Source organism: Arthrobacter crusticola, from assembly GCF_004357995.1.
GTDB classification, from domain to species: domain Bacteria; phylum Actinomycetota; class Actinomycetes; order Actinomycetales; family Micrococcaceae; genus Arthrobacter_D; species Arthrobacter_D crusticola.
Window position 1 is genome coordinate 95,066 of sequence record NZ_SMTK01000004.1, and the last position, 13,467, is coordinate 108,532.

A 13,467-nucleotide genomic window follows, 5' to 3' on the forward strand; every position below is an offset into this window, starting at 1 on the left:
TCCCACAGCACCGCACCAATCAGGTCAGGTTCTGTCCTTATCCAAAATTGCCGTGTGCTCCTCGCCGGCCCGTTCACGGGCGGCGGGGGCGACCAGGAAGGACGCGAGCACTGCGGCGCCGACGGCGAGCAGGGCGGTCCGGATCCCGACGAGGTCACCGAGGAAGCCCAGCAGGGGCGGCCCGGCGAGGAAGGCGGTGTAGCCGATCGTCGAGACGACCGAGACCCGCAGCGCGGCGTGGCGCGGGTCATCGGCGGCCGCCGACATGCCCATGGGGAAGCCCAGTGCGGCCCCGGCACCCCACAGGACGGCCCCCACCCCCGCCAGGAGGACATTGGGGGCGAGCACGAACAGCAGGAGGCCAGCGAGGGAGGTTCCGAGGCTCGCCTGAAGCACCCGGACCCGGCCGTGGCGGTCGATGTAGCCCCCGCCGATAAAGCGGACCAGGGTCATCGCGGCGACGAAGACGGCGAACATGAGGGCCCCGACGCTTTCGCTGCTGCCCAGCCCGTCAACGGTGGCCTTGGCCACCCAGTCGTTGGCAGCACCCTCCGTCAATGCGGCACCCAGCACCACGAGGCCGATCAGCAGCGTGCGCGGCTCGCGCCAGGCGGAGAACCTGCCACCCGCCACCGGCGCCTGCTCGGCGTGCCCGGGCGCGGCCACGGGCAGGAAATACCGGGGAATCCACAGGGACACGGCGAGGGACAGGACCGCGATGGCCACCAGGTGCGCCGGCAGGTCGACGTCGACGGCGGCAAGGCCGGCGCCCAGCAGCGCCCCGAGGAACGCGCCGCCACTGAAGGCCGCGTGGAAGCGCGGCATGATGGTGCGCCGCAGCCGCCGTTCGACGTCGGCGCCCTCGATGTTCTGGGCGACGTCCCAGAGCGCCACGCCCGAACCGAAGAGGAACAGTCCCGCCCCGGTGAGCGGCACCGACTGGAACTGCAGGCCGGCGGCGACGGTGGCCGCGGCGAGCGCCGCCGCGGCTCCTCCGACCCGCACGGTGTTCGCCGTGCCGACGCGTGCCGAGATCAAACCGGCAAGGGGCAGGGACAGGACCGAGCCCACCGCCCCAACCAGCAGCAGTGCACCCATCTGGCCCGAGCTGAGCTCAAGCGCTGCCGAAGCAGCCGGGATCCGGGCGGCCCAGCTCGCGAAGACAAGGCCGTTGAGCCCGAAGATGGCGAAGGTGGCCCAGACGGCGGACTTCAGGTTGGGGTTCACCCTGCCACCGTAGCCGTGCGCTCCGGTGGCATTCAAACCGGTCGCCCTATCCGCCGGCCCGGGCCAATCCCACCGGGCGAACCGGCGGCCGGCGTCCGGTGCCCGGCTCAGCGGGCCCGGGCCACCCGCCCCTCATCCCAGACGGGTTCCTTGGTCTCGTAGACCTTTCCATCGGAGCCGAAGACGAGGAACCGGTCGAAGCTGCGGGCAAACCACCGGTCGTGGGTGACGGCGAGGACGGTTCCCTCGAAGGCGTCGATGGCGTGTTCGAGCGCTTCGGCCGAGTGCAGGTCGAGGTTGTCCGTCGGCTCGTCGAGCAGCAGCAGGGTGGCGCCGGAGAGTTCGAGCAGCAGGATCTGCAGCCGCGCCTGCTGCCCGCCGGAGAGCGAGTCGTACGCTTGCTCGGCCTGTCCCGCCAGGCCGTACCGGTCGAGGACGGCCGAGGCCGCCTCGCGTCCCAGGCCCGAGCGGTGCTCATCGCCGCGGTGCAGGATGTCGAGCAGGGTCCGGCCCAGCAGGTCCGGACGCGAATGGGTCTGCGCGAAGAACCCCGGGCGGATCCGCGCCCCGAGCTTGACGGTCCCCTCGTGCGGCACCTCGGCGATGTCGACGTCGGATACCGGCTGGTGTTCCTTGTCCGGGTCGGTCCCGCCGCCGGCGAGCAGCCGCAGGAAGTGCGACTTGCCGGATCCGTTGGAGCCCAAAACGCCGACCCGGTCGCCGAACCAGATCTCAGTGCTGAACGGCTTCATGAGCCCCGTCAGTTCGAGCTTCGTCGCCACCACCGCCCTCTTCGCCGTGCGTCCTCCGCGCAGCCGCATCGACACGTTCTGTTCCATGGGAAGGGCTTCCGGCGGGCCCGCCTCGAGGAATTTCGCAAGCCGCGTCTGCGCCGCGTGGTACCGGTTGGCCATATCGGAGCGGAACGCGGCCTTGTTCTTGTACATGTTCACGAGTTCCTTGAGCTTCAGGTGCTCTTCGTCCCACCGGCGCCGAAGCTCCTCGAACCGCGCGTTCCGGTCCTGCCGGGCCTTGAGGTAGGTCTCGAATCCTCCACCGTGGGTCCAGGCCGACGCCCCGAGGACGCCGGGCTCGAGCGTGACGATGCGGGTGGCGGCGTTGGCCAGCAGCTCCCGGTCGTGGCTGACGAAGAGCACCGACTTGCGTGACTCGGCCAGTTTCTTCTCGAGCCAGCGCTTGCCGGGCACATCGAGGTAGTTGTCCGGCTCATCGAGCAGGAGCAGTTCGTCCGGGCCTGAGAAGAGCGCCTCGAGGACCAGGCGTTTCTGCTCGCCGCCGGAGAGGGTGGAAGCCGCCCGGTGCTGGGCGCGGTCGAACGGAATGCCGAGGGCCGCCATGGTCACCTCGTCCCAGGTGGTCTCCAGTTCATACCCGCCGCTGTCCCCCCAGTCGGCGATCGCCTGGGCGTAGCGCATCTGGGTGGGCTCATCATCGGTTTCCATCATGGCCAGTTCGGCGTCGTCGACCGCCTTCGCCGCCCGTGCGAGGGCCGGCGGCGCGGCGGAGACCAGGAGGTCGCGGACGGTGGTGTCATCGCGCACCTGCCCCACGAACTGGCGCATGATGCCCAGAGCACCCGACCGGGTGACCGCCCCCTCGTCGGCGGTCAGGTCACCGGCGATGATCCGCAGCAGCGTTGTCTTGCCCGTGCCGTTGGGTCCGATCAGGGCCGTCTTGTGGCCTTCCCCGACCCGGAATGAGACGGCATTGAGCAGCTGCCGTCCGTCGGAGAGGAAATAATCAATGTTGGAAACGTCAAGGTGGGCCACCCCTAGAGTTTAGCGGCGGGCCGCGCGGCGCTCCGCCGGGGGCCTAGAGTGGTTCGGTAAATGCTCAGCTGGCGCCCCTCCGCGCGCGCCCCGGAGCTCCGGAGACCCGAAGGGATACTCGAGATGTACATGGCCAAGCGGATCGGGCGCTCAAACGGCGCGCCCGAAACCCGCGTGCCATCGGCGTCCTTTCCCCTGCGCACGTCGCTGCGGAAGGCCCTGGCCGAGGCGCTCAGAGGGTTCCTCCCCCTCCAGCTCGCCTCCCTGGTCCTCAACGGCGCCACCATCCTGCTGGCGCTTCCGGCCCTGTCGGCACTCTTCCGCCTCGTCCTGGCGGCGTCGGGCCTGCCCCGGATCAGCGACCAGAACCTCGGAATGGTGCTTGCGCACCCCGTGGCCCTCCTGCTGATGATCCTGCTGGTCGTCGCCGCCCTCGCTGTGGTGAGCCTGCAGCTTGTCACCCTGATCGTGCTGGTCCACCGTCAGCAGTGCGCCCTGCCCCTGCAGCTGCGGCCGGTGGTCGAGGACGTAACCCGGGCCATCCGGGCGGTGGTCCACTACCAGTCACCCCTGCTGATCGTCTATGTCCTGCTGGTGATGCCCCTGGGCGGATTCGGGCTCTTCTCCACGGTCACCCGCGGCATCGCCGTACCGCTGTTCATCAGCGGAGAGATGCTCAAGGCGCCGGTGAGCGCCGCCCTGTACGGGACGCTCCTCGCGGTACTCCTGTACGTGAATCTCCGCCTGATATTCACCTTCCCGCTGCTGGTGATCGAAGGAATATCCCCGGGCCGCGCCGTGGCGGGCAGCCTGGCCGCGACCCGGCGCCAGTCGTGGCGGATTGCCGCCGCCATCGGCATCGTCGCCGCCGGCGCCGGGGCGCTCTCGACCCTGCTGACCGAGGCAGTGGTGTTCGCGGCCGCCCTGGCGGACCGCTTCGCCCCGCCCCTCGCCCCCGCCGTGGCGGCCGGCGGCTACGGTATCGCCAATGTCGGTTCCGCGGTGGTGCTGAGCTTCGCGCTCGTGGTGATCCTCCACGCCCTGACCGCCGCCTACAACAACCGGCGGGCGGGCCTTCCCGACGGGGCACCAGCGCCTGCCCCCGCGGCCCCAGAACCCCACCCGAGGGGCCGCTCCGGGCGGCGGCAGGCTGCACTGGTGGCCCTCGGCCTGACGGTGATGGGAGCCACGGCCGTCCAATCCGCCTCGATCCTCCCGGCGGCCGGAAGTGTGCCGGCGGACTCCGGGTCCACCAAGATCATCGCCCACCGCGGTTTTGTCGGGGGAGGCGTGGAAAACACCATCGGCGCCCTTGAGGCGGCGGCCAGGGTGCAACCCGACTTTGTCGAGATCGACGCCCAGGAGACCAGGGACGGGCGCTTCATTCTCAGCCACGACGTCAACCTGTGGATCGTCTCGGGGCTCAACGTCAACACCTACGAGCTGACCCTCGCCGAGGCCGAGGCGATTGACGTGCGCGTTGGCGGCTACAGCGATTCAATGGTTTCCCTCATCGACTACGTGCTGCGCGCCGAGGAGCTCGGCGTGAAGCTCCTGATCGAACTCAAGCTGCACGGGCATGAATCGCCCCAGGTAGTGGACCGGCTCCTGGCGGAGCTTGATTCGATCGGCGCCACGGGCCACCACATCTACCATTCCCTGAGCAGCGAGGTGGTCCAGGAACTCGAGGAGAAGCGGCCCGGGCTTCGGGTGGGCTACACCGTGGCGGCCAATGTCGGCACCCTGGAGGGGGAGCCGGGCGATTTCCTCGTGGTCGAGCAGTCCTTCTTCACCGAGGAACTCGCCGCCCTCGCCCGCGGCCGCGGCAAGGAGCTGTGGGTGTGGACGGTGAACGACCCCGACGCCATCCGCACGTTCCTGCGGGTGCCGGTCGACGGAATCATCACGGACCGGCCCGACGTCGTTCAAGGTGAGCGGAAAAGCATCGATGACGAGCGGGGAAGCGCGCCGGGGCTGCGCGACGCCCTCGATGAGCTCAGCCTGCTGTAGGCCGGGCGGGCCGCAGCAGTCTCAGCGCACCGGTGTCAGCGGAATGAGCCGGTAGCCTACGCCCCGCACGGTGCGGATGAACCGCGGATTGCTGGTGTCATCGCTGAGTTTCCGACGAAGGTTCCGGATGTGGACTTCGACGAGGTGGTGGTCAAGCGCCCAGCCGTCCCCCCACACCCGGTCGAGGAGTGCCTCGCGGGACCACACCCGCGACGCGCCGTCGAGCAGGGCCTCGAGGAGGTCGAATTCGATCCTCGTCAGGGCCAGTTCCTCGCCGTCGAGGCTCACCGTGCGGCCCTCGACATCCATCAGCAGCCCGTTGTGGCGCAGCAGGGAGCTGCCGTTGCCCGCCGTGCCCGGCCCGGTGCGCGGCCTGCGGAACATGGCCGAGACGCGCGCCGTGAACTCCCGCGGGCTGAACGGCTTGCCGATGAAATCGTCGGCGCCGGTCTCCAGGCCCAGCAATCGGTCGATTTCGTCCTGGCGCGCGGTCACCATCACGATGTAGGCGTCACTCATCGCCCTGGACTGGCGGCAGACCTCGACCCCGTCGAGGTCAGGAAGGTTGAGGTCCAGGGTAATCAGGTCGGGCTGATGGTCGCGCACCTTTGCGAGGCCCTCGTGCCCGGTCGCTGCCTCCAGGATCGAAAATCCCTTCAACCGCAGCGCCGTGCCCAGCAGCTCCCGGATGTCCTCGTCGTCCTCGACGATGAGGGCGGTGCGTGGTTCATGGATATCGGGCATAGCAATACCTTGCCAGAAATTTGGAGGAGCCGCTGTCCAAACTTGAGGATTCCTTGAACTTTGGTGGGTAATGCGCCGGGCTACACTCACCGGATGGTCTCTCGCACTGTCTCGACTGTCCGCCTGCGCGGGCACACCCTCCGCATCCACTCCTCGCCCGGGCCCGCCGGAAGCACCGAGCCGCCGTTCGTCCTGATCCACGGCATCGGAATGTCGCACCGCTACCTTGACCGCCTGCATGAGGAGCTCACGGCCACCACCGACACCTATGCGGTGGACCTCCCGGGCTTCGGCCCCAACCCGTCTCCCGGTCCCACCCTCTCGGTGGAGGACTACGCCGCCGTGCTGCTGGACCTGCTCGCCGAAGCCCAGGTGGCGCCCTGCATCCTCGTGGGGCATTCGATGGGTGCCCAGATCGCCACGGCTGCGGCCCTGCGGGATCCCCGGCGGGTTGCCGGGGTCGTGCTGATTGGGCCGGTGGTGGACCGGCGGCGCCGGTCGGTCTGGCGGCAGGCGGCCGCGCTCGGGCACGACTCGCTGCGCGAACTTCCCTCGGCAAACTTCATTGTTCTCACCGACTACCTGCGGACCGGCCTGCGCTGGTACCTGAAAACGGTGCGCCCCATGATGGAGTACCGCCTCGAAGCCGCCCTCCCCGCCATGCAATGCCCCGTCCTGGTGATGCGCGGCTCACGGGATCCGGTGGCGCGAGAGCCGTGGTGCCGGGAACTCGCAGAGGCCGCGCCCGACGGGTCCTTCACCGAGATTCCCGGCCAGCCGCATGTCGCCCAGCAGGGCGCTCCGGAGGCGGTCGCCGAAGCCATTCGGGTCTTCCTGAGCGGCCACCGCTCCGGGGTCGGCGACTCTTTGGGTCCGGAATCCGGGCATCCGACTTCCTAAGCACCCTTGCTTAAAGCTTGGGGTGGATCACAGGGAAAACTTGAAGATTTAGGTTCATAGTGGAGGTATCGGGATTTACTAGCGTCTGGAAGAAGTACCGTCATGCCAAACCTGAACGAGTGGTCAACAAGCCGTCTCCTCACCACCGCCGCCCGGCTGGTGGACCATGCCTGGAACGAACGACTCCTCGATATCGGCATCACCCATGCGGGCTACACCACCCTGGGTGTGCTTTCCCGTGAGGGCACCATGACCGGCGCGCGGCTCGCTTTGGCAGTGCATGTCCAGGCCCAGACCATCGGCAAGACGCTCGAGAAGCTCGAGCGGCAGGGCTTCATCTCCCGCATCCGCGACACCCGCGACCGCCGCAGCCAGCGCATCACCATCACCGAGGCGGGACTGATGGCCCTGGCCCGGGCCCAGGACATCGAGCGGTCCCTGATGACCGGCGAGGGCCTTGAGTCCGAGGAGCTGCGCGGACTGCTGCGGGACATCGTGGTCGAACTCGCCCCCCAGCGGAGCAAGTCGGTTCCCACCGCTGTCTAGGCCGGCCGGCTGAGCGGGACCTGCCCGCTCAGCACTCCACGACGTTCAGGGCGAGTCCGCCCCGGGCCGTCTCCTTGTACTTGTCCATCATGTCCGCCCCGGTGTCGCGCATCGTCTTGATGGCGATATCGAGTGAGACGTGGTGCTGCCCGTCGCCGCGCACCGCCATCCGTGCGGCGGTGATGGCCTTGATCGCGCCAACCGCGTTGCGTTCGATGCAGGGGATCTGCACCAGCCCGCCGACCGGATCGCAGGTCAGTCCCAGGTTGTGCTCAATCCCGATCTCCGCCGCGTTTTCCACCTGCTCGGGAGTGCCTCCGAGCACCTCGGCGAGGGCACCGGCCGCCATGGCGCAGGCGGAGCCGACCTCGCCCTGGCATCCCACTTCCGCACCCGAGATGGACGCGTTCTTCTTGAACAGGGACCCGACGGCGGTGGCGGCCAGCAGGAAGCGTACGACGCCGTCGTCGCTGGCACCGGGGACGAAGTCGACGTAGTACTTCAGGACGGCCGGGATGATGCCGGCGGCCCCGTTGGTGGGCGCCGTGACCACGCGGCCGCCGGCCGCGTTTTCCTCATTGACCGCCAGGGCGAACAGTGTCACCCACTCCATGGTCCCCAGCCGGTCCCCGGGGTCGTTGGCCTTCTCAAGGAGTTCCAGCTGGCGGGCGGCCCGCCGCCGCACTGCGAGCCCGCCCGGCAGAACGCCGCCGGTGCTGGTCCCCCGGCGGATGGTGTCCTGCATGACCTCCCAGATCTGCAGCAGGCCCGCCCGGACCTCCTCCTCGCTCCGGAAGGCCTTTTCATTGGCGAGCACTACCCCGGAAAAGGACATATCGTGTTTCTGGCATATTTCGAGCAGCTGGTCGGCCGTATTGAACGGGAAAGGTACGACGACGTCCGGCACGGGCTGGGTCTCGACGCCGATCTGGTTCTCGTCAAGGACGAATCCGCCGCCGACCGAGAAGTAGTCGCGCGCCCTGAGCAGCGTTCCCGAGACGTCCCAGGCCTGGAAACGCATTCCGTTGGTGTGATATTCAAGCCGCTGCCGCCGGTGCAGGATGAGGTCCCGGTCGGGGTCGAAGGTGATTTCCTGTTCACCGGCCAGGCGCAGCGACTTCAGTTCGCCGATGCGTCCCACCCGTTCGTCGGCGGTGGCCGGATCGACGAGATGGGGCTGGCTTCCCTCCAGGCCGAGCAGGATCGCCTTCACTGTGCCGTGACCGTGTCCGGTCACGCCGAGCGAGCCGAAGAGCTCAACCTGGAGCCGGTCGACCCGCCCGAGCAGGCCCTCCTCCCGCAGCAGTTCCGTATACAGGTAGGCGGCCGTCATCGGCCCGCCGGTGTGGGAACTGGACGGGCCGATGCCGATCTTGAACAGGTCGAATGCGCTGATGGTCATTGGAGTCCCCCTGGTGCGATGGAGCCGTCGAACGGCATCACTTGGCGCGCTTGTAGAACGGTGTCTCCACGACGGTGAAGGGCTCAGGGCGGCCACGGAGGTCGACCTGGACTTCGGTGCCCGGCTCCGCGAGGGCCGAGTCGAGGTAGGCCAGCGCCACCGGGTAGCCGAGGGTGGGGCTGGGCAGCCCCGAGGTCACCGTGCCCACGGCCGTGCCGTCAACGACGACGTCGTACCCGGCGCGCGCGGAACGCCGGCCGGTGCCGCGCAGTCCCACCAGGCGGCGTGCCGGCCCGGTGGCCTTCAGCGGCTCCAGGACCGAGCGGCCCACGAAGTCCTCGGTCTTCTTGAGGCTCACCACCGGGCCGAGGCCGGCCTCGAAGGGGTTGGTCGAGAGACCGAGTTCGTTTCCGTAGAGCGGCATGCCGGCCTCGAGGCGGAGGGAGTCCCGGGCGGCAAGGCCGCACGGAATCAGGCCGTGGCCGGCACCGGCTTGGAGGGCCGCGTCCCAGACGCGCACCGCGAAGGAGTTGCCGACGAACAGCTCGAATCCGTCCTCGCCGGTGTAACCGGTGCGGGCCAGCAGGACCGGCACCCCGGCCAGTTCGACCTCGACGGCGGCGTAGTAGCGCAGCGAGGTGATGGCCTCGGCGTCGTCGGGGGCCGCCAGAGCCAGCAGGATCGCCTCGGCGTTGGGCCCTTGGACGGCCACCAGGGCGGTGGTCTCGGACTGGTCCTCCACCACGGCGTCGAAGTCGGCGGCGCGGTCGCGCAGCTCCGAAGCGACGGTGTCCGCGTTGGAGGCGTTGGGCACTACCAGGAAGCGGTCCTCGGCCAGGCGGTAGGTGATGAGGTCGTCGATCACGCCTCCGTCGGCGTTGCAGATGAGGGAGTACTTAGCCTTCCCCACCGGCATCACCGCGAGGTTGCCCACGAGCGCGTAGTTGAGGAACTCTGCCGCCTGGGGTCCGGTGACCAGGACCTCCCCCATGTGGGAGAGGTCGAACAGGCCGGCGGCGCGGCGCACCGTGTGGTGTTCTTCGAGCTCGCTGCCGTACTTCAGCGGCATCTGCCAGCCGCCGAAGTCGGTGAAGGAGGCGCCGAGGGCTTCGTGCCGGGTGTAGAGCGGGGTCTGCTTGGGCATGGGGTTTAGTCCTCGAAGGCTTCGATGGGAGGGCAGGAGCACACCAGGTTGCGGTCGCCGTGGGCGCCGTCGATGCGCCGGACCGGCGGGAAGTACTTGTCGTGCCGCAAAGAGCGCAGCGGGTATGCGGCGAGCTCGCGCGGGTATGACTGCTTCCAGTCGTCCCCGATGAGCGTGGTGGCGGTGTGCGGGGCCTGGCGCAGCGGGCTTTCCTCGACGGTCCACTCGCCGTCGGCGACCCGGTCGATCTCGCCCTTGATGGCGATCATGGCGTCGACGAACCGGTCGAGCTCGGCGAGGTTCTCCGACTCGGTGGGCTCCACCATGAGGGTTCCGGCCACCGGGAAGGACAGCGTGGGGGCGTGGAAACCGTAGTCGATGAGCCGCTTGGCGACGTCCTCGGCGGTGACCCCGGTCTTCGCAGTGAGCGGGCGCAGGTCGAGAATGCACTCGTGTGCCACCAGCCCCTGGGCACCTGTGTAGAGCACGGGGAAGTGCTCGTTGAGGCGTGCAGCGACGTAGTTGGCGGCGAGCAGGGCGTGTGCCGTGGCGCTGGTCAGGCCCTCCGCGCCCATCAGGGCCACGTAGGCCCAGGAGATGGGCAGAACCCCGGCCGAACCGTACATCGACGCCGCGACGGGGGCGCCGCCGGCGGCCTCGTCGGTGGAGATGTCCCGGTTCGCGTCACCGGGCAGGAAGTCGATGAGGTGCTCGGCCACGGCGACCGGCCCAACGCCGGGGCCGCCGCCGCCATGCGGGATGCAGAAAGTCTTGTGCAGGTTCAGGTGAGAGACGTCGCCGCCGAACTCACCCGGCTTGGCCAGCCCAACAAGCGCGTTGAGGTTCGCGCCATCGATGTAGACCTGCCCGCCGGCCGCATGCACCTGCTCGCAGACCCAGCGGACATCCTCCTCGAACACACCGTGGGTTGAGGGGTAGGTGATCATGATCGCGGAGAGGTTCTCGGCGTGCTGCTCGATCTTCGCCTTGAGGTCATCGTGGTCGATATTGCCGTTGGCGGCCGTGGCCACAACCACGACCTTCATGCCGGCGAGGACGGCGGAGGCGGCGTTGGTGCCGTGCGCCGAGGACGGGATCAGGCACACCGTGCGGTTCTCGTCGCCGCGCGAGCGGTGGTAGCCGCGGATGGCGAGCAGGCCCGCGAGCTCACCCTGCGAGCCGGCGTTGGGCTGCAGGGACACCTTGGCGTAGCCGGTGATCTCGGCCAGGCGCTCCTCGAGATCGGTGATGAGTTCGCGCCAGCCCTCGGTCTGTCCGGTGGGCGCGAACGGGTGGATCGAGGCGAACTCGGGCCATGAGATCGCTTCCATCTCCACCGTGGCATTGAGCTTCATGGTGCACGAGCCCAGCGGGATCATGGTGCGGTCCAGGGCCAGGTCGCGGTCGGAGAGGCGGCGCAGGTAGCGCAGCATCGCCGTTTCCGAGCGGTGCAGCGAGAACACCGGGTGGGTCATGTAGGCCGAGGTGCGGCGCAGTCCCGTCGGGATCCGGGTCCCGGTTTCCGATGCCCCAGAACCGGCGTCGCTGCCGGCGCCGAACACGCCGGCGACGGCGGCGATGTGGTCCTCGGTGGTGGTCTCGTCGCAGGAGATGCCGAGGTGGTCCGCGTCGACGCGGCGCAGGTTGTAGCCGAGTTCCTCGGCGCGGTCCGCGAGTTCGGCGGCCCGGCCCGGCACGCGGACCAGCAGGGTGTCGAAGAAGGTGTCGTGGACGATCTGCGCTCCGGTGGCGGTCAGCCGGCCGGCGAGGTCGACAGCCCGCCGGTGGGTCTGCTCGGCGATCGCCTTGAGGCCCTCGGGGCCGTGATAGACCCCGTACATGCTGGCGGTGATGGCCAGCAGCGCCTGGGCGGTGCAGATGTTCGACGTCGCCTTTTCACGGCGGATGTGCTGCTCGCGGGTCTGGAGGGCCAGCCGGTAAGCGGGGGCGCCGTCGGCGTCCTTGGACACCCCGACCAGGCGGCCGGGCAGCATGCGCTCGAGGCCCTTGCGCACCGCCATGTACGCGGCGTGGGGTCCGCCGAAGAACAGCGGAACGCCAAGGCGCTGGGCAGAGCCGACGGCGATGTCGGCGCCCTGCTCGCCCGGGGCGGTAATCAGGGTCAGGGCCAGCAGGTCGGCGGCGACGGTGACGAGGACCCCGCGTTCCTTGGCGGTGGCGATGACCGCTGTGTGGTCTCGCAGGGCACCGGAGGCACCGGGCTGCTGGAGAACGACGCCGTTGATGTCACCCTCGGGCAGGCCCTGGGAGAGGTCGGCGATCTCCACCTCGAAGCCGAGCGCCTCGGCGCGGCCGCGGACCACGGCGACGGTCTGCGGGAGGCAGTCGGCGTCGAGGACTGTGCGGCCTGACTTGTTCTTGCCCGAGCGGCGCATCAGCAGCACGGCCTCGGCGACGGCCGAGGCTTCATCGAGCAGGGATGCGTTGGCGATGTCGAGGGCGGTGAGGTCCTGGACCATGGTCTGGAAGTTGAGGAGGGCTTCGAGGCGGCCCTGGGAGATTTCCGGCTGGTAGGGCGTGTAGGCCGTGTACCAGGCGGGTGACTCGAGGACGTTGCGGCGGATCACGGGAGGGGTGACGGTGTCGAAGTAGCCCTGGCCGATCATCTGCACGGCGGTCCGGTTGCGGCCTGCGATCCGGCGCAGCTGCGCCAGCACCTCGGGTTCGCTGAGCGCCGCGGGAAGATCGAGGGCCTTGGCGGACCGGATGCTTGCCGGAACGGCGACATCGACGAGCTTGTCGATGCTGGGGTATCCGAGGACCGACAGCATCTGCGCTGCGTCGGAGGTGCGCGGACCGATGTGGCGGTCGGCGAAGGTGGAAGCCAGGTCGGCATGGGCGGTCATGGAAACTCCGTACGTTCAAGCGCTGGAAGCGCGTCCCTTTTCGAGTTCCTCCCCGCTCTGTGTCTTGGACCTGAGAGTTTCCGCAGGGCTCCGTGCCTGCTTGCACCTTCGGTGAGCGCCGCCTGCCCTCGGGGCCGGTGCGCTGCTTTCCAGAGTTGCCTAACCGCAGCGGTACTGGGCCTGAGAGATTCCTGGGGAGGATTTGCTCCTACGGCGCCTGCCGAGTGGATATTCGCGGCAGGACTCTCCCGCTGCAGGTCAAAGGCGTATGAAATTGTGGTCGAAACCACATCGATCCTACCTTGGCAACCCCCGGCCGGGCAAAGGCGCCCGGCGGGAGGCGCTGCTCAGGATCGCTGTTCGCGGCCTCCATTCAGAGGCGTTCGTCGGTGGCGGCGTCGGGCTGGAAGTCGAAGTACTTCGCGAGGAGGTCGGAGAACACGGGCTCCCCGGGGGCGGCCCGGTGGAAGAGGGTCGCGCTCGAATGCAGTTTCCGGGCGTCGATGCCGCCGAAGACCGCTTCCGCGCTGTGCCCGGGCAGCGCGGCGGCCGCCGCGGCGCATTCGAGCAGCCGAGGTCCGAGGACGGGGTGGGCGAGATAGGCCTTCGCCTCGGCGAGGGAGGAGATGGCGAATTCGCGGGCCGTCGCGCTGCTCCCAAGGCCCTGGATCTGGGGGAAGACGAACCACATCCAGTGGCTCTGCTTGCGTCCGGCGCGGATTTCACCAAGGGCCCGCTCGTACGTGCCGCCCGCATCCTGTGCGGTGACGAACCGTTCCAGGCGGTAGGGGTCACCTGCGATCTGCGCATTGTCCATCGGAGCCTCCTGTGAGTTCT

Annotated in this window: 10 protein-coding genes and 1 riboswitch; of the genes, 3 read left to right on the forward strand and 7 right to left on the reverse strand. The window is 68.9% G+C overall.

What is annotated here, in order from left to right:
• Positions 1-24: 24 nt before the first annotated feature.
• Both E2F48_RS12150 and E2F48_RS12155 read right to left on the reverse strand, forming a co-directional pair.
• Complete coding sequence (locus E2F48_RS12150) at positions 25-1,227, reverse strand: MFS transporter (protein ID WP_246018933.1); 1,203 nt, start codon at positions 1,225-1,227, stop codon at positions 25-27.
• A 107-nt stretch (positions 1,228-1,334) separates the two neighbouring features.
• Positions 1,335-3,017: an ABC-F family ATP-binding cassette domain-containing protein gene (locus E2F48_RS12155; RefSeq protein ID WP_133404254.1), complete on the reverse strand. Its 1,683-nt coding sequence runs from the start codon at positions 3,015-3,017 to the stop codon at positions 1,335-1,337.
• Between the two features lie 123 nt (positions 3,018-3,140).
• Between E2F48_RS12155 and E2F48_RS12160 the strand changes: the two genes are divergently transcribed.
• Positions 3,141-5,027 (forward strand): glycerophosphodiester phosphodiesterase, encoded by a 1,887-nt coding sequence (locus tag E2F48_RS12160; RefSeq protein ID WP_165968760.1) that lies wholly within the window; start codon positions 3,141-3,143, stop codon positions 5,025-5,027.
• A 21-nt stretch (positions 5,028-5,048) separates the two neighbouring features.
• Here E2F48_RS12160 and E2F48_RS12165 read toward each other — a convergent pair whose 3' ends face one another.
• Complete coding sequence (locus E2F48_RS12165) at positions 5,049-5,771, reverse strand: response regulator transcription factor (protein WP_133404256.1); 723 nt, start codon at positions 5,769-5,771, stop codon at positions 5,049-5,051.
• Positions 5,772-5,864: 93 nt separating this feature from the next.
• Between E2F48_RS12165 and E2F48_RS12170 the strand changes: the two genes are divergently transcribed.
• Positions 5,865-6,671, forward strand: a complete 807-nt coding sequence (locus E2F48_RS12170) for an alpha/beta fold hydrolase (protein WP_133404257.1) — start codon at positions 5,865-5,867, stop codon at positions 6,669-6,671.
• Between the two features lie 102 nt (positions 6,672-6,773).
• Positions 6,774-7,217 carry a MarR family winged helix-turn-helix transcriptional regulator gene (locus tag E2F48_RS12175; protein WP_133404258.1) on the forward strand — a complete coding sequence of 148 codons (444 nt, stop codon included), beginning with the start codon at positions 6,774-6,776 and terminating at the stop codon, positions 7,215-7,217.
• A 28-nt stretch (positions 7,218-7,245) separates the two neighbouring features.
• Here the strand turns inward: E2F48_RS12175 and E2F48_RS12180 are convergent, their stop codons facing one another.
• The 4 genes from E2F48_RS12180 to E2F48_RS12195 form a co-directional block, all read right to left on the reverse strand.
• The gene (locus E2F48_RS12180; RefSeq protein ID WP_133404259.1) at positions 7,246-8,619 is read right to left on the reverse strand and encodes an L-serine ammonia-lyase; all 1,374 of its coding nucleotides are present in this window, start codon (positions 8,617-8,619) and stop codon (positions 7,246-7,248) included.
• 37 nt (positions 8,620-8,656) lie between these two features.
• Entirely contained in the window at positions 8,657-9,763 is a 1,107-nt protein-coding gene (gcvT, locus tag E2F48_RS12185) for a glycine cleavage system aminomethyltransferase GcvT (protein WP_133404260.1), read from the reverse strand.
• A gap of 5 nt (positions 9,764-9,768) precedes the next feature.
• Positions 9,769-12,630, reverse strand: a complete 2,862-nt coding sequence (gcvP, locus tag E2F48_RS12190; protein WP_133404261.1) for an aminomethyl-transferring glycine dehydrogenase — start codon at positions 12,628-12,630, stop codon at positions 9,769-9,771.
• A 159-nt stretch (positions 12,631-12,789) separates the two neighbouring features.
• Positions 12,790-12,891, reverse strand: a riboswitch (glycine riboswitch).
• Between the two features lie 112 nt (positions 12,892-13,003).
• A complete protein-coding gene (locus tag E2F48_RS12195) occupies positions 13,004-13,447 on the reverse strand; it encodes a DUF1810 domain-containing protein (RefSeq protein ID WP_133404262.1) in 444 nt (147 codons plus the stop codon).
• Positions 13,448-13,467: the final 20 nt, after the last annotated feature.

Bases quoted from the DNA above. Each gene is read 5' to 3' on its own strand.
- E2F48_RS12160 (WP_165968760.1), top strand. From the start codon at position 3,141: ATGTACATGGCCAAGCGGATCGGGCGCTCAAACGGCGCGCCCGAAACC.
- E2F48_RS12165 (WP_133404256.1), bottom strand. From the start codon at position 5,771: ATGCCCGATATCCATGAACCACGCACCGCCCTCATCGTCGAGGACGAC.
- E2F48_RS12170 (WP_133404257.1), top strand. From the start codon at position 5,865: ATGGTCTCTCGCACTGTCTCGACTGTCCGCCTGCGCGGGCACACCCTC.
- E2F48_RS12175 (WP_133404258.1), top strand. From the start codon at position 6,774: ATGCCAAACCTGAACGAGTGGTCAACAAGCCGTCTCCTCACCACCGCC.
- E2F48_RS12180 (WP_133404259.1), bottom strand. From the start codon at position 8,619: ATGACCATCAGCGCATTCGACCTGTTCAAGATCGGCATCGGCCCGTCC.
- gcvT (WP_133404260.1), bottom strand. From the start codon at position 9,763: ATGCCCAAGCAGACCCCGCTCTACACCCGGCACGAAGCCCTCGGCGCC.
- gcvP (WP_133404261.1), bottom strand. From the start codon at position 12,630: ATGACCGCCCATGCCGACCTGGCTTCCACCTTCGCCGACCGCCACATC.
- E2F48_RS12195 (WP_133404262.1), bottom strand. From the start codon at position 13,447: ATGGACAATGCGCAGATCGCAGGTGACCCCTACCGCCTGGAACGGTTC.